The 21,132-nt window shown below is 62.0% G+C and carries 20 protein-coding genes; 11 read left to right on the top strand and 9 right to left on the bottom strand.

Translation table 11 applies throughout. The features are described 5' to 3' along the window. Nucleotides 1-36: 36 nt before the first annotated feature. Nucleotides 37-951: a c-type cytochrome gene (locus ACT54B_RS01835; RefSeq protein WP_476042433.1), complete on the top strand. Its 915-nt coding sequence runs from the start codon at nucleotides 37-39 to the stop codon at nucleotides 949-951. On the opposite strand, the gene ACT54B_RS01830 is transcribed toward ACT54B_RS01835, so the two are convergent. Together ACT54B_RS01830 and ACT54B_RS01825 are read right to left on the bottom strand one after the other, a co-directional pair. Further along, nucleotides 932-1,522: a DJ-1/PfpI family protein gene (locus ACT54B_RS01830; protein ID WP_476042431.1), complete on the bottom strand. Its 591-nt coding sequence runs from the start codon at nucleotides 1,520-1,522 to the stop codon at nucleotides 932-934. The two genes, ACT54B_RS01835 and ACT54B_RS01830, sit on opposite strands and share 20 nt — an antisense overlap. A gap of 17 nt (nucleotides 1,523-1,539) precedes the next feature. Continuing rightward, nucleotides 1,540-2,025 carry an N-acetyltransferase family protein gene (locus ACT54B_RS01825; protein WP_476042429.1) on the bottom strand — a complete coding sequence of 162 codons (486 nt, stop codon included), beginning with the start codon at nucleotides 2,023-2,025 and terminating at the stop codon, nucleotides 1,540-1,542. 282 nt (nucleotides 2,026-2,307) lie between these two features. Here ACT54B_RS01825 and ACT54B_RS01820 point away from each other — a divergent pair, with 282 nt between their 5' ends. Then, nucleotides 2,308-2,724, top strand: a complete 417-nt coding sequence (locus ACT54B_RS01820) for a hypothetical protein (RefSeq protein ID WP_476042427.1) — start codon at nucleotides 2,308-2,310, stop codon at nucleotides 2,722-2,724. A gap of 53 nt (nucleotides 2,725-2,777) precedes the next feature. Here the strand turns inward: ACT54B_RS01820 and ACT54B_RS01815 are convergent, their stop codons facing one another. Continuing rightward, complete coding sequence (locus tag ACT54B_RS01815) at nucleotides 2,778-3,086, bottom strand: hypothetical protein (RefSeq protein ID WP_476042425.1); 309 nt, start codon at nucleotides 3,084-3,086, stop codon at nucleotides 2,778-2,780. Between the two features lie 324 nt (nucleotides 3,087-3,410). Between ACT54B_RS01815 and ACT54B_RS01810 the strand changes: the two genes are divergently transcribed. Then, nucleotides 3,411-7,718 (top strand): beta strand repeat-containing protein, encoded by a 4,308-nt coding sequence (locus ACT54B_RS01810; RefSeq protein ID WP_476042423.1) that lies wholly within the window; start codon nucleotides 3,411-3,413, stop codon nucleotides 7,716-7,718. 48 nt (nucleotides 7,719-7,766) lie between these two features. On the opposite strand, the gene ACT54B_RS01805 is transcribed toward ACT54B_RS01810, so the two are convergent. Beyond that, nucleotides 7,767-9,860 (bottom strand): S9 family peptidase, encoded by a 2,094-nt coding sequence (locus ACT54B_RS01805; protein ID WP_476042421.1) that lies wholly within the window; start codon nucleotides 9,858-9,860, stop codon nucleotides 7,767-7,769. Nucleotides 9,861-10,026: 166 nt separating this feature from the next. Here ACT54B_RS01805 and ACT54B_RS01800 point away from each other — a divergent pair, with 166 nt between their 5' ends. Beyond that, nucleotides 10,027-10,641: a LuxR C-terminal-related transcriptional regulator gene (locus tag ACT54B_RS01800; RefSeq protein ID WP_476042419.1), complete on the top strand. Its 615-nt coding sequence runs from the start codon at nucleotides 10,027-10,029 to the stop codon at nucleotides 10,639-10,641. Here the strand turns inward: ACT54B_RS01800 and ACT54B_RS01795 are convergent. Next, nucleotides 10,633-12,432 (bottom strand): ATP-binding response regulator, encoded by a 1,800-nt coding sequence (locus tag ACT54B_RS01795; protein ID WP_476042418.1) that lies wholly within the window; start codon nucleotides 12,430-12,432, stop codon nucleotides 10,633-10,635. The genes ACT54B_RS01800 and ACT54B_RS01795 overlap by 9 nt on opposite strands. Nucleotides 12,433-12,621: 189 nt before the next feature. Between ACT54B_RS01795 and ACT54B_RS01790 the strand changes: the two genes are divergently transcribed. Together ACT54B_RS01790 and ACT54B_RS01785 are read left to right on the top strand one after the other, a co-directional pair. Then, the gene (locus ACT54B_RS01790) at nucleotides 12,622-12,957 is read left to right on the top strand and encodes an ArsR/SmtB family transcription factor (RefSeq protein WP_476042416.1); all 336 of its coding nucleotides are present in this window, start codon (nucleotides 12,622-12,624) and stop codon (nucleotides 12,955-12,957) included. Between the two features lie 6 nt (nucleotides 12,958-12,963). After that, on the top strand, nucleotides 12,964-13,443 hold the full coding sequence (locus ACT54B_RS01785; RefSeq protein ID WP_476042415.1) for an SRPBCC family protein: 480 nt from the start codon (nucleotides 12,964-12,966) through the stop codon (nucleotides 13,441-13,443). Between the two features lie 30 nt (nucleotides 13,444-13,473). Here the strand turns inward: ACT54B_RS01785 and ACT54B_RS01780 are convergent, their stop codons facing one another. Further along, nucleotides 13,474-13,734 (bottom strand): hypothetical protein, encoded by a 261-nt coding sequence (locus tag ACT54B_RS01780; protein WP_476042413.1) that lies wholly within the window; start codon nucleotides 13,732-13,734, stop codon nucleotides 13,474-13,476. Nucleotides 13,735-13,827: 93 nt separating this feature from the next. Here ACT54B_RS01780 and ACT54B_RS01775 point away from each other — a divergent pair, with 93 nt between their 5' ends. Continuing rightward, nucleotides 13,828-14,181 carry a hypothetical protein gene (locus ACT54B_RS01775; protein ID WP_476042412.1) on the top strand — a complete coding sequence of 118 codons (354 nt, stop codon included), beginning with the start codon at nucleotides 13,828-13,830 and terminating at the stop codon, nucleotides 14,179-14,181. A 43-nt stretch (nucleotides 14,182-14,224) separates the two neighbouring features. Continuing rightward, entirely contained in the window at nucleotides 14,225-16,024 is a 1,800-nt protein-coding gene (locus ACT54B_RS01770) for a cation:proton antiporter domain-containing protein (RefSeq protein ID WP_476042410.1), read from the top strand. A 76-nt stretch (nucleotides 16,025-16,100) separates the two neighbouring features. Here ACT54B_RS01770 and ACT54B_RS01765 read toward each other — a convergent pair whose 3' ends face one another. Further along, a complete protein-coding gene (locus ACT54B_RS01765; protein ID WP_476042408.1) occupies nucleotides 16,101-16,418 on the bottom strand; it encodes a TraR/DksA family transcriptional regulator in 318 nt (105 codons plus the stop codon). 62 nt (nucleotides 16,419-16,480) lie between these two features. Continuing rightward, the gene (locus ACT54B_RS01760; RefSeq protein WP_476042406.1) at nucleotides 16,481-16,897 is read right to left on the bottom strand and encodes a universal stress protein; all 417 of its coding nucleotides are present in this window, start codon (nucleotides 16,895-16,897) and stop codon (nucleotides 16,481-16,483) included. A 220-nt stretch (nucleotides 16,898-17,117) separates the two neighbouring features. On the opposite strand from ACT54B_RS01760, the gene ACT54B_RS01755 reads away from it, so the two are divergent. After that, the gene (locus ACT54B_RS01755) at nucleotides 17,118-17,987 is read left to right on the top strand and encodes a VOC family protein (RefSeq protein WP_476042405.1); all 870 of its coding nucleotides are present in this window, start codon (nucleotides 17,118-17,120) and stop codon (nucleotides 17,985-17,987) included. Between the two features lie 21 nt (nucleotides 17,988-18,008). Here ACT54B_RS01755 and ACT54B_RS01750 read toward each other — a convergent pair whose 3' ends face one another. Beyond that, nucleotides 18,009-18,671: a polysaccharide deacetylase family protein gene (locus ACT54B_RS01750; RefSeq protein WP_476042402.1), complete on the bottom strand. Its 663-nt coding sequence runs from the start codon at nucleotides 18,669-18,671 to the stop codon at nucleotides 18,009-18,011. Nucleotides 18,672-19,025: 354 nt separating this feature from the next. Between ACT54B_RS01750 and ACT54B_RS01745 the strand changes: the two genes are divergently transcribed. Then, entirely contained in the window at nucleotides 19,026-19,529 is a 504-nt protein-coding gene (locus ACT54B_RS01745) for an N-acetyltransferase family protein (protein WP_476042400.1), read from the top strand. A gap of 167 nt (nucleotides 19,530-19,696) precedes the next feature. Then, on the top strand, nucleotides 19,697-21,034 hold the full coding sequence (locus ACT54B_RS01740; protein ID WP_476042399.1) for an acetyl-CoA hydrolase/transferase family protein: 1,338 nt from the start codon (nucleotides 19,697-19,699) through the stop codon (nucleotides 21,032-21,034). The last annotated feature ends 98 nt before the right edge of the window (nucleotides 21,035-21,132 follow it).

Here is a 21,132-nt window from a genome sequence, read left to right as displayed (position 1 = left end):
CGGGTGCCGCCGCGGCCCCATTTCCGAGGGGAAGGCATGGTTTCGCTTGTTGCCAGACTGGCCGGTGTCGGCCTTGCCGCCGCGGTGGCGGGGTTCGGAGTTTTCATGCTCGTCACCGAGCCGAAACCCTTGCCCGACTCCTTCTTTGCCAGCGTGGGTACGCCCGACGTGAAGAACGGAGAGCGTCTATTCTGGACCGGTGGCTGCATCAGCTGTCATGCGCCGAAGGGCGCGTCCGACAAGGGCGATCTCACCCTGTCCGGCGGTGCGCCGCTTCCGACACCCTTCGGGACCTTCCATCCACCGAATATCTCGCCTGACGAGAACGCCGGGATCGGGGGCTGGACCCTCGCTCAATTCGGAAATGCGATGCTGCGCGGCGTCGATGACGAGGGCGCGCATCTCTATCCTTCCTTTCCCTACAGTTCCTACAGCCGGATGACCGCGTCCGACGTGAACGACCTGTTTGCCTATCTGAAGACGCTTCCGAAGAGTGCCGCCGAGGCACCGGAGCACGAGCTCGGCTTTCCCTTCGGAATCCGCAGGCTGCTGGGCGGCTGGAAATTCCTCTATTTCACCGATGCGCCGCGCGTGACGCTGGCCAGCGCGGATGATGCGGTCAAGCGCGGCCAATATCTGGTGGAAGGCCCGGGCCATTGCGGCGAGTGCCATACGCCGCGCGATGCCATGGGCGGATTCCTCAAGGGCAAATGGCTGGCGGGCGGACCCAATCCGGAAGGCAAGGGCAAGATCCCCAACATTACGCCGGGCGGCGAGCTGGGCTCCTGGAGCGCGGAGGACATTGCCGGCTATCTCGAGACAGGGATGACGCCCGACTTCGACTCCGTCGGTGGGACCATGGTCGAGGTGCAGAAGAACATGGCCCGGCTGCCGGCCGAGGACCGTGCGGCCATCGCGGCCTATCTCAAGGCTATTCCCGCGGTTCCGTAAATCGGGCGGTCCCGGCCTCCCGCGTGAAGAGCGCAAGGAAGCCGGCAAGGTCGGGGCTCTCAAAGCCCAGCGCTTCCAAGACATGGGCCGTGAAGCTCAGCGGTGCCGTTCCTGCGGCGGTGATCACCTTGCCATCCCGGCAGGCATCCGGCTGGTCTCGATAGAAAGAAGCTCCACCATAGCCGGTCCTCGCCAGCGTCTCCGCGCTGTTCGACGTGTGATGGCGTGCATCGAGCAAGCCGGCTTTGGCGAGGGGCACGGTTCCCGCACAGATGCCAGCGACGATCCTGTCTGCCGATGAAAATCGCATCAGGGCCGTCGAGATATCCGGCGAGGCGGGCGATTCCCAACTCATGCCGCCGCAGATGACCAGGGCATCCGTCTCGGCGGGGCTGACATCGTCCAGTCGGGCATGGGGCGTGACATGCAAGCCGCCCATGGAGGTCACGGGCAGGCCATTCGGCGTGGCGATGGTGAGGCCGCAATGAAGATGGGTGCGGGCAACGGCGCTCAGCAGCGCACATTCCCAATCGGCGAACTGGTCGGTGAGCAGGACAGCAATGGCGGACATGGTGCGCCCTCCCGGCCTCAGGCCTGAATAGACTGGTTATAGCGCATGCCCGTCACAGGACGCGGCGTGAAGGACAGGGTTTCGTAGAAGCGATGTGCCTTGAAATTGCCTGTTGCGGCGCCGACGGTCATGAAGCTGCATCCCAGCCGACGGGCTTCCTCGCGGGCAATGGCGACCAGGTTCTGGCCGATACCCTGATTGCGGAATGCGGCCCGGACATAGAGATGGTGGATGTCCAGCCCGCGCGCGCCTTCATTGGCCCGGTAGGCCGGTGCAAGAATCGTGTAGCCGATCGCCCGTCCGTCGCTTTCGGCGATCAAGGCCCGAATCCAGGGCTGGGGTCCGAAGAGATCCCGCGCCAGTGCATCCGCATCCAGCCGCACGGAATCGCCATGGTGGTCGGCCAGCTCCGAGACCATCGTCGCCAGGATTTCGAGATCCTCCTGCCGGACGGCGCGAATGCGCACCACGGGCAGTCGGTGGGCAAGGCTCATGTCGTTCATTGTCTTTCGTCCTTTTTGTAGCCTCGGGCGGACGGAGATCCCGGAAACAGAAAAGCCGCCCTGGAGGCGGCTCGTTGTCATGTGATGACGGGGCCGCTCCTATCGGAACAGCCAAAAATACGTCTGGGCGTGGTTCGTTTTCGTCATCATGGGCAGCAAGATGTATGACCGAAGACGCGCTGTCAAGAGCACGAAAATCTGTGGATCTGCAACCTGTCGTTCATGCTGCAGACAGAATCGCGTCGCTATCCTTCCGTTTCGTTGTATCGGTCGGGTTGTCTCATGTCGCCGCTCTCCAGGATTTCGGGTCTTGTCGCACTCATCACGCTGGGAGGCGCGATGCTGCCGGTCGGCGCACGGGCAGCGGAGGCCTGCCCGGTTCTCTCCTCCGGACAATGGCATGCATGGATCGACCGATTTCCGGGAAAGGGAATCAACCGTCTGGTTGTGACCGGTTCCATTTCGCTGCCGTCGCCGGGATATCGCTGGCGGATGGTGAAGGCAGGGGGCATTCGCGGGCGCCCGCCGCTGCAGGAACTGCGACTGGAGATCGATCCTCCGGAAGGAATCGTCGCGCAGGTGGTGACGCCGGTGGATATTCGGGGCGAAGCCAAAACGGCTTTCTCGAATCTGCGCGTGCTGGTCAGCTGCGGGGGAAAGCGTCTTGCCTATTTCGATGAAGTGGTCGTGACCGACTAGCCGGTCATAATCCCTGTACCAGGCCGTCCACCGGGCGGCCTGCCGAAGAATAACTATTCGAAATCGCTGGAAAATTGCATGTAGAGCGCGCGGATCTTGTCGGCGCTCTGCTCGTCTGACGCGCCGTATTGGGGAGCGGGCGAACCTCCCGTCCGAACTGTCACGTCGCCCGTTTCCAAGGCCCAGAGGGCGCTCGAAAGAGACGAGGACAAAAGGGTGCTGCTTTCAACCACGGGCGATGAGGAGGGCGCACGGGCCGGCTGCTGTACCACCTGTTGCGCCGGCTCGTCCTTGTCCAGTTCGGGACGGCGGAACCGACCCTGTTCGTAATAATAGCCCTGAAGACCACTGTCGATGCGCATTGTCGCTCTCGCTTTCTGATCCTTGTTAACTATTCATTAACCATTTTAACCTTGCGCGAAGCTTGCGTTGAGTGAAACCCTCCACTTGACAGCGAGTCCGACTTTTGGTCCCGCCTTCAGCCCGTCTCATCTGCTTCGGTGCGGTTTTCCCCTACCAGTCAGGGGCTTTAGCGCCGTGAGGGGACCATCGGCTGCGGTCAGCGTATCATTGATATTAAAACCAATTAATATTAAATAAAATAACATTAATAAATAAGCAGATATTAAAACAGAGTTAACTAAGTTTCTTTAGTATGGGCTAAATTCTCTTTTCGAGTCATGCTTATGCCCATCATCAGAAACGACGATACTGCCATTCCGCCGCTCGTATACCCGTCCATGACCAACGTGGCCGAGACGGTGACGGGTACTGCCGGGAACGACGTGATCGATGTCGAGCCGGATGGACTCAACGCGGGCGATATCATCGACCTGCAGGGCGGAACGGACACGTTGCGTCTGACCCTGCCGGGGACGATGAATCTGGTGCTGCCGACCTCCATCACCGGCGTGGAGATCCTCGAAGGCAGTAGCGGCGACGATCTGTTTGTCCTCACCCTGCCGCAGCTCGGGCTCATCCAGCAAATCAACGGCATGACCGGGTACGATGTCCTGCAGTTTGCAACAACCGGTACCTACAACCTTGCCAACCTGGGCCTGGCCGTGCTGGGCATCGAGGAATTCCGGGGTTCGGCTGGTGACGACACCATTACCGGCACGACGGGCAATGATCGCATCAGCGGTGACAGCGGCCGGGATACCCTGAACGGCGGCGCCGGCAACGATTATCTGGATGGCGGCGCTGGCGGCGACTACCTGCGGGGTGGCGCCGGCAATGACATCTACATCGTGGACAGCAGCATCGATACGGTCGATGAATCCGTCGCCGGCAGCGACGGCATCGACGAAGTGCAGTCGAGCATTACGCTGTCGCTGGTGGCGGGTTCCTATATGAAGGGAACCCTCGAAAACCTCACGCTGCTCGGCACCGCCAATATCAACGGAACCGGCAATGCCTCCGATAACGTGATCACCGGCAATTCCGGTAATAATACTCTCACGGGGAATGCGGGTAACGATACGCTGAATGGCGGTCTTGGCGACGACACTCTGGATGGCGGCGCAGGGGAAGATGCCATGGCAGGCGGCCAGGGCGACGATACCTATAGCGTGGACAATCTGAACGACACGGTGACCGAGGCGGACGGCGAAGGGCGCGATACCGTGCACAGCACCGTGAGCTTCACGCTTGGCGACCACGTGGAAGAGCTGGTTCTCGAGGGAACGGAGTCGCTGAACGGGACGGGCAATGCGCTCGCCAACCGGCTGACCGGCAACAGCGGCAACAACGTGCTCGACGGTTTGGGCGGCGCCGATACGATGCAGGGCGGGGCCGGTAACGACATCTATGTCATCGACAATGCCGGCGATGTCGCGGACGAGACCGGCGGTGGTGGAACGGACGAGGTGCGCAGCGTCTTGAGCTACCGGCTCGGTGCAGGGATCGAAAACCTGACGCTCCTCGGCCATGCCGCCATCGATGGAACGGGGAATGCCGATACCAATCGGATTGAGGGCAATGACGCAAACAATCGGCTCGACGGTGGCGATGGGGCGGACTGGCTGGCCGGTGGCAGCGGAGACGATACTTATGTGATCGACAATGCCGGAGACCGGGCGGACGAAGTGAGCGACGGCGGAACCGATTCCGTGGAAGCGTCAGTCAGCTGGACCCTGGGCGTCCATTTCGAGAACCTGCTTCTGACAGGCAGTCGCGCCATCGACGGCGTGGGGAACGAGGCTGACAACCGTCTGACCGGCAATGACCAGGCCAATCGGCTCTCCGGTCTTGGCGGGAATGACATTCTGGACGGCGGACGCGGTCAGGACATTATGTCCGGAGGTGCAGGCGATGACCGATACATCGTCGATGACAGCGGCGACGTGATCATTGAGGATGCCGATGCCGGCGCGGATGAGGTGTATGCCTCCGCCAGCTTCCGCCTCTCGGCCCATATCGAGAAGCTGACATTGACCGGGACCGCCGCGCTCGACGGCTGGGGCAATGGGGAAGACAATCTCCTGCTGGGGAATGCGGGGCGCAACACGCTTGCCGGCGGGGACGGCAATGACCGGCTGGATGGCGGCGCCGGAGCCGACCGCCTGCAGGGCGGGCGCGGCAACGACATCTATGTGGTGGACGATACCGGAGATGTGGCCGACGAGACCGGGGGAGACGGGCAGGACGAAGTCATCTCCAGCGTCGGCTTCACGCTGTCGGCAGGGATCGAGGCGCTGACCCTCGTCGGCCTGTCGGCCATCGACGGCGTGGGGAACGGAGAGGCCAACCGGCTGACCGGGAACGAGGCCGCGAACCTGCTCGACGGTGGAGCCGGTGCGGACCAACTTGCCGGGGGACGCGGAAACGATACCTATGTGGTAGACAATACGGGCGATCAGGTCACCGAGCTGGCGGGAGAGGGCGTCGATACCGTCCGCTCTTCGGTGAACTTTTTGCTCGGTGACAATGTCGAAAACCTCCTCCTGACGGGGTCGGGTTCGATCAGCGCGACAGGGAACGATCTGGCCAATCTTCTGGTCGGGAACAGCGGAAACAATCTGCTGAGCGGCGGCGGCGGCGCCGACATCCTGAAGGGCGGCGCAGGCAACGACACCTATGTGGTGGATCAGGCCGATGTGATTTCCGAGGTGGCCGGTCAGGGCGTGGATACGGTCGTTGCCGGATTCTCCTACCGGTTGCTGGCCAATTTCGAGAACCTGACGCTGAGCGGCTCCGGGGCGCTCTTCGGCTATGGCAACGCGCTCGACAACCGCATGACGGGCACAGCGGGCGATAACCTGCTTTCGGGCGGCGCCGGGAACGATGTGCTCGATGGCGGTCTCGGCAATGACCGGATGATCGGCGGCGCGGGCGATGACGTCTATTACGTCGATTCCGCAGGGGACGTTGTGATCGAGAACGCCAAGGAGGGTTTCGATACGGTGTATACGACACTCACCTCCCTGAAGCTGGCCAATATCGAATCGGTCGTTCTCCTCGGAAGCAAGAACCTGAACTTCTCCGGTGATTCCGGGAACAATCTCCTCAAGGGAAATGCGGGCGCCAATGCCCTCTCCGGAGGCGATGGCAATGATACGCTGGACGGCGCGGGCGGGCGCGATACGCTTTCGGGCGGAAAGGGGGACGACACCTATATCGTCGACACTCTGGATGTGCTTGTCGAACGGGCCGGGGAAGGACGCGACACCGTCAAGGCAGACTTCAGCTATGTGCTGGGGGCCAATTTCGAAGTGCTGGTTCTGACGGGCAGCCGCCATATCAACGGAACCGGCAATGGATCGAACAACGAGCTTCTGGGCAATGCGGGCAACAACCTGCTCGACGGGAGGGCCGGGGCCGACCGGATGGCCGGTGGTGCCGGGAACGACACCTATGTCGTGGACAATGCGAAGGATATCGTCGACGAGCGCAACGGCTCGGGTATGGACACGATCCGCACGTCGATCACGCTTTCCCTGAAAGCATCGACCATGCTGGGCCTTATCGAAAATATCGTTCTCGTCGAACCCGTGCAGAAACAGTACTCGGCCCGCCCTGTGCTGCCGGCGCTGAGCCTGCTGGGCGATAGCGGCAATTCGCCGGAAAGCAGTGTGTACAATTCACTTCTCGGTGATCCGCCGAGCGGGGCGAAAACCCCCACGACGCCCACCACCACGCCGCTGACCAATCCGGTCACCACGCCGTCGACAACCCCGGCGAAGCCGCCGACCACAACACCGACGACGACGCCGACCAAAACCCCGGTGACCACGCCGACGACGCCACCGACCAAGACCCCCGTGACCTGGCAGAATGCGACGGGCAACAGCCTCGACAACAGCCTGACCGGAAACACGCTGCGCAACATTCTGGACGGGGATGCCGGAAACGATCGACTGGATGGAAAAGGCGGCGCGGACAGGTTGATCGGTGGAAAGGGGAACGATCTCTATGTCATCGACAGTTCAGACGAACTGATCGAAAAGGCGGGCGAGGGCGTGGACACCGTCATGGCTGGATTCAGTTACAAGTTGCTCTCGCAGTTCGAGAATCTGCAGCTGACGGGCAAGGGCAACATTAACGGCACGGGGAACGACGCGGCCAATCGATTGACCGGCAATAGCGGCAACAACAGTCTTTCCGGCTTTGCAGGGAACGACATCATCGATGGCGGAGCTGGCAACGATATTCTGACCGGTGGCAAGGGACGGGATCATTTCGTCTTTTCCACCGCGCCGGATGCACGCGGAAACATCGACCGGATTACCGATTTCAATGCAACGGACGACCGCATCGACCTGGAAAATGCGATCTTTACCGGACTGGGCGCCAAGACCGGACAGTTGTCGGCGCTCGCATTCAGCCAGAATCTCAAGGGCATCGCCCTTCGGGCGGCAGATCGCATCATCTACGAAACCGATACGGGCAAGCTGTTTTACGATGCCGATGGAACGGGTAGCCAGAAGGCCATACAGTTTGCCAAGCTGGATGCCAACCTGCATCTCGCGCTGGCCGATTTCTGGGTCTTCTGACGGCGCGAAGGCAAACGGGCGGGTGGCGCAGACCACCCGCCGCAGGCCTTACAATTTGCCCATGACTTTCAAGGCGAAGGCCTGTTCGAGGGCTGTTTCCTCCAGCCGCTGGAAGCGGCCGGACGCGCCGCCGTGCCCCGCATCCATGTTGGTCTTCAGAAGAATGGGTGCGCTGGACGTGGTGTGGTCGCGCAGTTTCGCCACCCATTTTGCCGGCTCCCAATAGGTCACGCGCGGATCGGTCAACCCGGCAAGCGCCAGAATGGGCGGATAGGGGCGGGCGGCGATATTGTCATAGGGGGAGTAGGCGGCCATCCAGCCATAGTGTTCGGCAGAGACGATCGGATTTCCCCATTCGGTCCATTCAGGCGGTGTCAGAGGCAGGGAATCGTCGAGAATCGTGGTCAGCGCATCGACGAAGGGCACGGCGGCAATGAAGCCGCCGAATTTTTCCGGCGCCAGGTTCGCGACAGCGCCCATCAGCAGGCCGCCTGCAGAGCCGCCTTCGGCTATGATCCGCCCATAGGCGGTGAATTTCCCCTCAACGAGATGGTCGGCGGCTGCGATGAAATCCGTAAAAGAGTTCATCTTCTTGGCCATTTTGCCATCCTCGTACCACTGGTAGCCCTTGTCCTTGCCGCCGCGGATATGGGCGATGGCGTAGACAAAGCCCCGATCCACCAGCGAAAGGGCGTTGGTGTTGAAGCTTGCCGGAATGGTAATGCCATAGGCGCCGTAGCCGTAGAGCAGGCAGGGCGCGGTGCCGTCCAGAGGGGTTTCCTTGCGATACAGCAGCGTCACGGGCACGAGCGCACCGTCCTTTGCCGGGGCAAAGACGCGGCGGGTGACATAGTCCTCCGGATCATGGCCGGAGGGAATTTCCTGGGTCTTCAACAGCACCCGTTCGCGCGTCGCCATATTGTAGTCGAAGAGCTGCGTGGGCGTGGTCATCGAGGAGTAGGAGAAGCGGATCACGTCGGTGTCGTATTCTGCCGCTCCCTGGAGGCCCAGCGAATAGGCTTCCTCCGCAAAGGCAATGGCGTGTTCCTCGCCCGTGATCCGGTCGCGAACGACGATGCGCGGCAGGCTGTCCCGCCGTTCGAGCCAGACGAGATGGCGTTTGTAGGCGCCATGGTCGAGGATCAGCCGGCCGGGCTCGTGCGGGACGATCTCCGTCCAGTTTTCCTTGCCGGGCGCGTCGAACGGCGCGACCATGATCTTGAAATCCTTGGCGCCACCGTCATTGGTCAGGATGTAAAAGACGTCGCCGCCCTCGGTCAGGCTGTATTCGACATTGGCCTGCCGGGGTGCCACCAGCTCGGGTTCGGACATCAGGTCTGAGGTCCGGATGAGCCGAACCTCGCTTGTCTGGTGGTCGTTGCAGCCGATATAGATCACATCGTCGAGCAGCGACCCGGAAACGCTCATGAAAAAGGCCGGATCCAGCTCCTCGTAGACCAGCCTGTCCTCGGCTTGCGGCGTGCCGATAACGTGATGGTAGAGTTTTGACGGGCGATGGTTCTCATCGATCATGGCATAGAAGAAGCTCTTGCCGTCGGGGGCATATACGCCGCCGCCATCGGAATTCTCGATCCGATCTTCCAGGTCCTCGCCGGTTGCGAGATCGCGCACCCGGATGGTGAAATACTCCGATCCCTTGTCGTCGAAGCTCCAGAGGCCGGTGCGGTGGTCGCTCGAATGGTCGATCCCGCCGATGCGGAAATAGGCCTTGCCCGCCGCTTCCCGGTCGCCGTCGAGCAGAAGCTGCCGTTCCCCGCCGTCTCGCGGCGTCCGGAAGAAATGCGGCTGTTCACCTCCGGTCACATAAAGCGAGCCATAGGCAAAGGGACCGTCTTTCACGGGAACGGAACTGTCGTCTTCCTTGATCCGCCCCTTCATTTCGGCAAAAAGAACCTTTTGCAGGGCCTCCGTATCGGCCATGGCGGCCTTCATGTAAGCGTTCTCGGCGTCCAGGTGCGCGCGGATTTCCGGTTCCAGAATCGAGGTGTCGTGAAACAGTTCCTGCCATTCGGCCGCGCGCATCCAGGCATAGTCGTCCACCCGGGTCTGGCCGTGGCGTGTGTCGGAGAAAGGCTTGCGGGCAGGTCGCGGCGCGTCGGGCAAATCCTTGAATATGGACATCTTCACTCTTTCTTGATTCTGCAATGGAACAGTCTGTCATTAGGCTGAGAGATAAGCCCGGCAGAACAGCGTATCAAGCCCGCCCGCCTGTGGGGAAAACTGTCTTTCTTAAGCAAATTAAAAAATAAGTATTGAAATCAGAGCGTTTACCCGACATGAAAAAATCATGCCAAAATTGATCCTTGTAGATGATCACGCCATCCTTCGTTCCGGTGCCCGCGCACTGATCGAACGCCATATGGCCGATATGGATATTGCCGAAGCGGGCACGCTGGGGGAGGCGCTGGCCATTCTGGCCCATGGCTTCGATGCCGACCTGGCCATCCTCGACCTCATGTTGCCCGACGCCCCCGATGCCGAGGGGCTCAAGGTGCTGCGCCAGACCTATCCGACCATTCCCGTCATCATTCTCTCGGCTGCGGAGGAATTCCGCGATCGCATGATGGTTTCGGGCGCCTCGGCCTTCGTGGCCAAGAATGGCGAGGCGCTGGAAATCGTCTCCGCCATCCGTGCGGTCCTCGACGGCGATGTCTATGAACCCGGGCAATGCACCGATGCGCTTGCATGGCAGGCCTTGAGCCTGCGGCAGAGGGAGATTGCGCGTCTTTGCATGGAAGGGCACAGCAACAAGGAAATCGGGCGGCAGCTGGGCATCAGCGACAATACGGTGCGAGCCCATCTGACGCTGATCTTCCGCCGCTTCGGGCTGCGCAGCCGGAGCGATCTGTCGAACCTGATGGGCTCGACCCAGGAGGCGAGCGCCAAAGGTCAGTCAGTCTGAGGTCGCCGATCCGGGCGAGAGGGATTGCAGCCAGGCCTTGAGGCGGCCGGGCAGGAGCGGCTTTTTCATCAGGGCGATCCCCAGCAGGGCGGCTTTCGGCACCTTGTCGGCAGCACCCGTGACGATCAGCGCCGGGATTGCCCGGCCGAGACTGTCGCGAATCCGGGTGATTGCGTCCAGCCCCGACATGTCTCCGGGAAGGCGGAGATCGCTGATAATGGCATCCGGCTTCAACCCCGCCTGCGTCATGGCCAGAGCCACTTCTCCATCCGCGGCGAGTTCGGTTCGAAAGCCCCAGCGCGCCAGAAGTTCGGCCGTCACCGCCCGGATTTGGGGATCGTCCTCTACCACGAGCACGCAGGGGGCATGGGGTTCGATTTCCCGCTCCGGCGCCTGAATTGCCCGATCCCCTGCCGCCGGAAGCTCGTCCTTTTCGCGAAACGGGGCGGCGCAGTAAGGCAGGGTTACGTGAAAGACGGAACCGCGCCCCGGCTGGGAGCACAATCCGATCTCTGCATCGAGCACCTTTGCCATGCCCTCCACGATGGCGAGCCCCAGACCACGACCCTTTGCCGGATCGCGCTGGCGGTTTCCGATCTGATAGAAGGCTTCGAAGATCGCCTTGTGCAGCGATGGAGGAATACCCGGTCCGTCGTCCCACACTTCGATCCGCGCCTGGCCGTTGCGGCTGCGCACCGCCACGAGAATATGCCCGCGGGCATGCCGCAAGGCGTTTGACAGGTAGTTTCTCAAGATCTGCGTCAGGATGAGAGCGTCGGATTCCACCCAGCGATCGGTCTGCCGGAACGTGATCGTCAGGTTCTTCGCAGCCGCTTCCGATGCGGTTTCGAATTCCAGATTGGCAAGGAGCGCGGCCAGATCGACGGGTGCCCTGACCGACGCCAGCTGGCCGGAACTGGCGAGCGATGCCTCAAGCAGACGATCCAGCAATTCGGCCAGCGACTGCACGGAGGAGAGGCCCTGGTTCAGCGTCGGCCGCAGGGCTTCGGGCAACTGCTCGGACAGATCGGCCAGGGTCAGGGTAACGGCATGGAGAGGCTGGCGCAGATCGTGGCTGGCCGATTGCAGGAACCGGCTTTTCTGGTTGCTTTCCTCTTCTGCCCGTCCCCGCGCTTCCTGAAGACGGATGATGAGATCCGCATTCTCGAACCGAAGCGCGATGCTGCTGGTCAGCGTTCGCGAGAAGGAGAGCGCATATCCCAGATTGACGGCCAGATAGATGACCGCGGCGAAGGCATAGGTCACATCGCCGACGCCCGGTCGCAGCATGTAGAGCGCAATCACCGGCAGCACGGCAGGGATCGCAAAAGCGGCATAGACCCGGGGAAGGGTCGACAGCGAGCCGATCGCGCCGGACACCATGCCGCAGATGAACATCAGCGCCAGCAGCGGGTCGAGGCCGCGATTGGCCTCGATGGTCGCGCCGCCCATCAAGCCCCACAAGAGGCCGGACGCTGCCGATCCGATCACGAAGCCAGCCGCTTCCCGCCGCACGCGCCATGAGGGCGCATGTTGCGACGCCTGCAGGCGGCGCACCGCAATCCAGCGGGCTATCGTCAATAGTTCGATGGCCACACCCCAGGCCACGGCGCCCTGCCATGTCAGGGATCCGGCCAGCACGTAAGCCACAAAGGGAACCACAAGCATGTTGGCGCCCAGAACGAGCGGCATCTGACGCCTGAGATGGGCGATCCGTTCGGCAAAGATCCGGGGATCGGCCCGTTCCCCCTTTGGCGTTTCCGAATGCTCACTCGCCACGCTGTCGATCATGCCGCCCAGAACTCTCGCTCGCCATATTCGGCGCTGAAAATGCGCAATATCGCGGGAGCGCAGCGTGCTGTCGAGGCCCGCCTTTGCACTAGTCGTCCATGGGCGGGCGCCTAATACACCCGAAAATTCAGTTAGCCGTCTGGCTAAGTTTTGATTGACGGGACTGCCTGCGGATGATGGGTTAGCTATATGGCTACCTGTTCAGCAGACCTCGATCGTCGCTTCCATGCCCTCTCCGATCCGACCCGGAGAGCCATTCTGGCGCGACTTTCTCAGGGAGAAGCTTCGTTTTCGGATGTGACGGCGCCCTTCGCCATGGCCAAGCCGACACTTCTCAAACATGTGCAGGTCCTGGAGGATAGCGGTCTGATCCGGACGCAGAAGCGGGGCCGCATCCGTCTTTGCCGGTTGGAACCGGATGCCTTGAAAGCCACGGAGGATTGGCTGAACCGCCAGATCCGCCAATGGGAAACGCGGCTCGACCAGCTCGACAGCTATGTGATCGCGCTGCCAAAAGGGAGATGAGCGAGAATGACGAGCACTGAGACAGGCCAGCTGGATCTTGAATTCGAGCGTTTCGTTCCCGTGCCGCGCCAGCTGATGTGGCGCGCCTGGACCGAGCCGGAGCATTTGATGAAGTGGTTCTGCCCCCGCCCCTGGAAGGCGACGGAATGCGAAATCGATCTGCAGCCGGGCGGTCGCTTCTACAGTCGCATGCAGGGACCGAATGGCGAGGATTACCGCAATGAAGGCTGCTATCTGGAAGTGGTGCCCTTCGAGCGGCTCTCCTGGACCGATGCGCTTTCTGCCGGTTTCCGTCCCCGGGACGGCGGATTTCTGACGGCGGTCCTCGAGTTCCGCGAGACGGAAGGCGGGACGAAATACCGGGCCCGCGCCCTGCACAAGAATGTGGAGGACCGGGACAAGCATGCAGCGATGGGCTTCGAGGAAGGCTGGGGCACCGCACTGGACCAGATGATCGAGGTGATCAAGTCCGAATGGATGAAATGATCAGGGGAGGGGGCGCTGCGGCGCCCTTTTCTACATCAGGCGGATCGCCGGCTCGTCGTCGCGAAACAGGTGGATGATCGACAGGGCGCGGACATTGGCGATGGCAAGCGCCTGGATCGAAAGCTGCTGCTGCGCCTTGAGCGCGAGCAGGCGGACGCTTTCGCTGTCCAGCTCATCGTCGAAATAGACATCCTGATCGATGAGCATGCCAAGCGGCGCAGCTGCGTCTGCCAGCATTTCCGGCACCAGATCGGAACGGGTGAAGGGCCGTTGCACAGGCGATGCGGTCATTGACCGTGAAGCTGCCGTGGTGGCAGCGTCGGATTTCATCGGCGCGCCGTCCAGGCCGGCCGTCTGCGACGCGGGGCGGAGGCCGCTGGCCTGATGATCCGCACCGTTCAGAGCGTCGAGCGCTGCGCGAAGTATAACTATATCCGACATCCTATCCACCCTGACGTGGTTTCTGCTCGTCTGCCACTGCCGGATTCGCGCCTGCCTGTCTCCTCACGACAATTTTGTGTGGTCAAGAAGTCGTATCCGGTATTTATAAAATTTTTCATAATGCAAGGTTGCAAGTACGGCGCGAAGCCGGCAGATCAACGGCGAAATATTGCCTTTTTTCAATTTTGTTTGTCAAACGCCGGTGAAATCACGGATTTTTTCTTTTTCAACGGGCAATTGCCCGTTTATCCTGCTTTCGACACGATTCCACTCGATAGGATGGTTTCCCACAGTTGAACAGATGCACGTGGCTTCGGTGCATCGCAAGGAAAGGATGTGCATGGCGGTCGCAAGTGATCTCTCGAGCTATAGCGATGCGATGGTGGTACTCGCTGTCGCGGGTGTGGTGGTTCCCCTGGTCCGGCGTCTCGGCATCAATCCCATCCTCGGTTTCATCGGCCTCGGCGCCCTGCTCGGACCGCATGCATTGGGCGGTTTTCTCAAGGAGATGCCCTTCCTGTCCTGGTTCGTGGTGGTGGACGTCCACCGGGTGGAAGGGATTGCCGAACTCGGGATTGTGTTCCTGCTCTTCCTCATCGGGCTGGAGCTTTCCTTCTCGCGCCTGATGACCATGCGTCGGCTGGTGTTCGGCTTCGGTTCGCTGCAAATCCTGCTTTCACTCGGGCTGCTTGCCGGTCTGATGTATCTCGGCGGAATTCCCGCAACGCCGTCCATCATTCTCGGCGCGTGCCTGGCCCTTTCCTCGACCGCGATCGTGATCGAACTTCTTTCCGAGAAGGGCAAGATGACCACGGCGACCGGGCGCACCGGTTTTTCCGTTCTGCTCGCCCAGGACATTGCGGTCATTCCCATCCTGCTTCTCATCGGGCTTCTGGCGAGCGGCAGCGGCGGACTGTCCGCCAGTATCGGCAAGGCGCTGGGTCAGGCTGCGGCGGCGCTGGTGGTGATCACGGTGGCGGGCCGGGTCTTCATGCGACCGCTCTTCCGTCTCGTCGCCCAGCTGAAGTCGGCCGATGTCTTTCTGGCGACGGTGCTTTTCGTGGTGGTTGGCTCCGGCTTCGTCGCCGCTCTGTTCGGAATGTCCATGGCGCTCGGCGCCTTCGTCGGCGGGCTGCTGCTGGCGGAGACCGAATATCGAAAGGCGGTCGAGGCCCTGATCGAGCCCTTCAAGGGTCTGCTGCTCGGCATGTTCTTCTTCACGGTCGGCATGAGCATCGATTTGACGAGTGTGGTGGAAGCGCCCCTGCTGCTGGCGACTGCGGTGGCGGGCATCATCATCGCCAAGTCGGTGGTGGTGATCGGGCTTGGCCGGCTTTTCGGCATTTCCGCAGCCGCCCGGGTGGAGTCCGCCCTGCTGCTGGCGCCGAGCGGCGAATTCGCCTTTGTCGGGATCGGCTCCGCCACTGCGGCAGGGCTGATCGATCCTGCCCTTTCCAAGGTGGCGCTGACCTCGGTCGCCCTGACCATGGTCGCCTTGCCGCTCCTCGCATCGCTCGGCCATCGGCTGAGCATCCGGCTGTCCCAGAAGCAGGCAGCCGGCGAACCGCCCGAGCCGCCGCCCAGCATGCAGGGGCACGCCATCGTGGTGGGTCATGGCCGGGTCGGCAAGGTGGTGACGGGCATGCTCAAGCGTCACAACATTCCCTTCATCGCGGTGGACGGCAATGCGGCGGAGGTCGCGCGCGACCGTCGCGACGGCCAGGCCGTCTATTTCGGCGATGCGACCAATCCGGTGTTCCTGCATGCCTGCGGCATGGATACGGCCACGGCCGTGATCGTCACCACGGGTTCTCGCTCCGCCGTGGACCGGATCACCGAGCTTGCCCGCGGCATGCGGGCGGACATTCCGGTCATTGCCCGTGCCACCGATGCCACGCATGCGCGCCATCTCTACAAGATGGGCGTGACGGATGCCGTTCCCGAAACCATCGAGGCCAGTCTCCATCTCTCGGAAGCCAGCCTCGTGGAGCTCGGCGTGCCCATGGGCCTTGTGATCGCCAGCATTCACGAACGGCGGGACGAGTTCCGGGCCGAACTGCGGGAGCATTCCGGCGGCCGTCCGATGCCGGGTGACCGCGCCCGCAACAAGCTAGCGGCCCAGCCGGCTCGGGAGGCCTGAGCGCCAGCGCTCCGTTCTTCGGCAAAAAAAACGGCTGGCGAGGGAGCCAGCCGGAGAGGAGAGGGAGAGATTTTTGTCAGCCCGCGATGCATTCCTCGCAGAGGGCCGCTTCCGGAACAGCCTCAAGCCGGGCCTGTGAAATCGGTCCACCGCATTTGGGGCATGTGCCGTAGGTTCCCGCCTTGATGCGGGCCAGCGCTGCATCGATGGCCACCAGCTCTTTCTGGCCGACACCCCCCATTTCCTCGAGGACCTCGTCGTTTTCGCGCTCGACCGCCTGCTCTTCCAGATCGCGATCGACCGGTTGTTCCAGATCGTTTTCGATGCGTCCGAGGCGTTCGTTCAGTTCGCGCTTGCGGTCGACCAGACGCTTTTCGAAATGCGCAATATCCATGATGACTCAAGTCCTTTCTTTCTCGACAGAGGGGACCTCCTCGGGCCCGGTCTTCCGTCCGTTCAGTTCACCCGGTCCACCAGCACCGAGCAACCGGCATGGCGCACCACGCGGTCGGCGGTGGATCCGAAAAGATAGTTCGACAGATCCGGATGGTGCGACGCCACCAATATCAGATCCGCTCCATGCTCTTCCGCTGCCGCCAGGATTTCCCGGGCCGCGTGGCCGGTGCGGATTTCGATCCGCGCACGGCTGCCGCAGCGCAGCTTCAGGGCCGTCAATGCCTGGCGCGCTTCCTTGAGCGCCCCTTCGATCAGCCCTGCCGGAACATCGATGGCGAGATAGGAGGGCAGGTCCTCGACCACGTTGAGCAGGATGATGTCTCCATCCGCCTCGGCGATCTTTTCCGCCCGGCGGAGGATGGTTTCGCCCCGCTCGACCTGGGCGATATCCACGGGTACGATGATCTTGCGATACATGTCCGTTCTCCCTTCAATGGGGCGTCCCGCCTTCCGGTTCCATTCCCCGTTGAAAGAAGTCTCGCGCCTCGACCCGTCCCGTGCATTGATCAGGATCAAGACCACGGCGCCCTCCTTGGCGGATCGTTCAACTAAAGCGAACGGTCTTTCTGAATTTGTTGCTCTTTATTAAACGGCGAACAGGGGCCAGATTGGGAGCCTCATCTGGAGTATTCGACACATGACCACCATGAGCGCCACATCTGACTTTGCCTTCGACCGTCCTGCCCATGTGGGGGAAACCCGGCTTGCCGTTCGGGATCTGGCGCTCGTCCGGCGCTTTTACCAGGAGGCAATCGGGCTCGAAGTGCTTGAGAGCGATGCCCATGGGGCGGTTCTGGGCACGGGCGGAAAGCCCTTCCTGTCCCTCGTGTCGGGCAAGGATATCCGTCCGCAGCCGGAGCGCGCCTCCGGCCTGTTCCACACCGCCTTTCTTATGCCGGACCGGCAGGCGCTCGGACGCTGGCTGGTTCACGCCGCCCATTCAGGCATCCGTCTGGATGGGGCCGCCGATCACCTCGTCAGCGAGGCCATCTATCTCTCCGATCCGGAAGGAAACGGCATCGAGATCTATGCCGACCGTCCGCATGGGCGCTGGTCCTATGCCCCGGATGGCAAGGTGGCCATGGATACGCTGCCTTTCGATCTGCAGGCGCTTTACGACGAAACCCCGAAGGAACGGTTCGGCGGCATGGATGCGCGCGTTGCCATCGGCCATCTGCATCTGAAGGTGGGCAATCTGCCGGCTGCTGACGCGTTCTTCATGGATGTGCTCGGCCTCCAAAAGATGTGCGACTATCCGGGCGCGAGCTTTTATGCGACAGGCGGCTATCACCACCATGTGGCGGCCAATATCTGGCAGAGCCGGGGCACGGGCGCCCGTCAGGCCGACCAGTCCGGCCTTGCCCGCTACAGCCTGCATTTCAATGATGCGGCGGCGCTTGAAAAGGTCAAGTCGAGCCTGGAACGGCTGGAAATCGCCACGCAACGGAACGGCGGCGAAACCCGCTTCGTCGATCCCTGGGGTATGGACGTGGTGTTGACCGCCTGAACCACAGGCCTGAGGCTACCCTCAATGGCCGGTCCTGGCACCGGCCTCCTCGGCGGCATCCGATAACCGGACGAAGGTCACTCCACGAGCCTTCAGGACCATAATGCCCTTGGCAATACCTGCGCCTGCAGCCCGGTCCGGCTGGTTGATGTGAGCGATCACCACTGCACCGTCCTTCGCATTGGCAAGCCGCTTTTCGGCCGTTGCCGCCGAGACGGTCGCGCCGTCATCGCCGTTCAACGAAAAGCCCGCGACCCGGTAGCCCAGCGTGCCGATTTCCTCCATGGCGGAGGGCGTATAGCGAGCCGTGGCGCCGCGAAACCAGCGAATGGGCGAAAATCCCGCTTCGGCGAGAGCGTCCGCACCGCCCTTCACCTCGGCGGTGACGGCTTCGGCGGAGCCTGCCGCCTGGATGCCATAGACGGCGCCTGGCTTGTCCACGGCCGGGACGTGCATCGCTCCATGATTTTCCACTTCGAAAAGGTCCGGATGAGCCTTGAGCACGGAGACGGTCTGCGGATTGCGCTTCAGCCAGCGGGCGGTGGCAAAGATCGTGGCCGGGATGCGATTTTCAACCAGCGTATCGAGAATGCGGGAATCCGTCTTGCCGCTGCAGGCATCGAAGGTCAGGGCCACGCGAACCGGTGCATCTTTCAGAGGGGCGAGGGCCAGATGCGGTTCCACCAGTCCTTTGACTGTTGTCGCTGCCCTGGGTTTTACCGTCTTCGGTTTCGGGGCGATCGCCGGGGAAGGCGAAGCGATGCCAGCAGGCTTGGGCGCAGGTGGAAAAACAGTCGATGCCGGTCCCTGTCCAGCCATCGCCGTGAGAGGAAAAAGCGCGAGGAACGCGGAAAGGGCTGAGAGACGCATCGATGGGGTCCGGAAAAAGCGGTCTGCTGGCGCATGCCATCGGCGCCAATTGTGATCGCAGCATGGCAGAGTGGCATGAAAGCTTCCTGTGTGCCTCGGGACTTTCTAATCCGCCCAGAATCTGTCTTTCTGCCGCCGATGCTCCACGTCTCACAAAAGGAATTCCCGATGGCGAAGACCGTCCTGATCCGCGAAGCCGGCGAGGCCGATCTGCCCGCCATCCTCGACATCTATAATGACGCCGTGCGCCATACGACGGCGATCTGGAACGAGATTCTCGTCGATCTCGACAACCGTCGCGCCTGGATGACCGACCGGCAGGGGCGGGGTTTTCCCGTGCTCGTCGCCGAACTCGACGGCGAAACGGTGGGCTATGCGTCCTATGGGGACTGGCGACCGCATGACGGCTATCGCCACACGCGCGAGCACTCCATTTATGTCGCGAAGACCTGTCGCGGGCAGGGGATCGGCCGCCTGCTGCTGGAACGGCTGGTCGCCGAAGCCCGGAAGAACGGGGTGCATGTGCTGATCGGCTGCATCGAAGCCGGCAATGAAGGATCGATCGCGCTCCACACCCGCCTCGGCTTCCGCCATGTGGGCACCTTCCGGCAAGTGGGACAGAAGTTCGATCGCTGGCTCGATCTGGCCTGCCTGGAACTTGTGCTGGAATAGAGCCTGTCGATCAGTGGAAGGAACGGCGCCGCGATCGCGTGCCGGGACTATTCGACTGATGGATGATGTCGGCGGCGGGGTCCTGCTCTTGCCACCCGACAAAGTCTCTGCCTAAACTTGAATACAAGGGCGTGGAGGACGCGTTTTGACATTTGGGGGGATCGCGGATGGCATTCAGACCGGCGGCTGAAAAGGCGCGTGAGATTTCCGCGGAAGAGGCGGCCCGTCTCGTCAAGCCTGGCATGTGGATCGACTATGGGACAACGCTTGTGCAGCCCGATGTGTTCGATGCGGCGCTGGCGGCCCGCAAGGATGAGCTGCACGACGTGAAGATCCGCTCCTGCCTGTCCATGCGGCCGCGTGCGGTGCTGGAGGCCGATCCCGAGGGACGGCATTTCCACTGGTTTTCGATCCATTTTTCCGGTTACGACCGCAAGAAGCACGATGCGGGCATCGCCCACTACCTGCCGGTCAATCTGGGCGAGATCCCCGACTATTACCGTCGCTTCATCGATCCGGTCGACATCGTGGTGTTCAAGACCTGCCGGATGGACGAGAACGGCTATTTCAATTTCTCCGCTGCCAATCTCTGGCACCGGGCGATCATCGAACGGGCGCGCTGTGTGATCGTGGAGGTGACGGACGGCAACCCCTATGCGCTGGGGGAGACGAATGGCATTCACGTGCGCGAGGTCGATTACATCATCCAGGGTGACAACCGCCCGGCGCCGGAACTGCCGATGCTGGAGCCGACCGAGGCGGACCGGGCCGTCGGGCGCCTGATCGCCGGGCAGATCGAGGACGGCTCCTGCCTTCAGATCGGGATTGGCGGCATGCCGAATGCGGTGGCCGCGGCGCTGCGCGAATCCGGCGCGAAAGATCTCGGCGTGCATACGGAAATGATGACCGACGGGCTGCTGTCGCTTTACGAGGCGGGGCTGATCAACGGAATCCGCAAGTCGCTGCACCCGAAGAAGATCGCCTATTCCTTCGCGCTCGGGACGCAAAAGCTTTACGACGCCATTCATCGCAATCCGGATTTCTGGTGCTGTCCGGTCGAGCAGACCAACCTGCCGCACAATATCATGCGCAATGACCGCGTGGTGGCGATCAACAACACGACGCAGATCGATTTGCAGGGGCAGGCCGCTTCCGAGACGGACGGGCACCGGCATATTTCCGGCACCGGCGGCCAGCTGCAATTCGTGCGCGGCGGTTATGCCTCGTCCGGCGGCAAGAGCTTCATCTGCCTCTCCTCCACCTATGACAAGAAGGGGGAGCGCAAGAGCCGCATCGTGCTCGATCTTACCAAGGGCAATGTCGTGACCGTGCCCCGGACAGACATGATGTATGTGGTGACCGAGTATGGCATGGTGAACCTCAAGGGGAAGACCGTGGCGGAAAGGGCGAAGGCCCTGATTTCCATCGCGCATCCGGATTTCCGCGAGGAACTCGAGCGGCAGGCCTTCGAGGCACGCTTCATTCCCCGGCACGTCACGCTCTGACGCCAACCTCAAGGATTGTTGACCGGCGCGACGCATTGCCGGATGCGGGTGGGCACCCTATGTTTCCGCTTGTCAGAACAGCCGCAAAGGAAGCCCTC

The organism is Gellertiella sp. DMC107 (assembly GCF_056313605.1).
The sequence above is the reverse complement of the archived record's forward strand: the minus strand, read 5'-3'. Positions and strand labels throughout refer to the sequence as shown.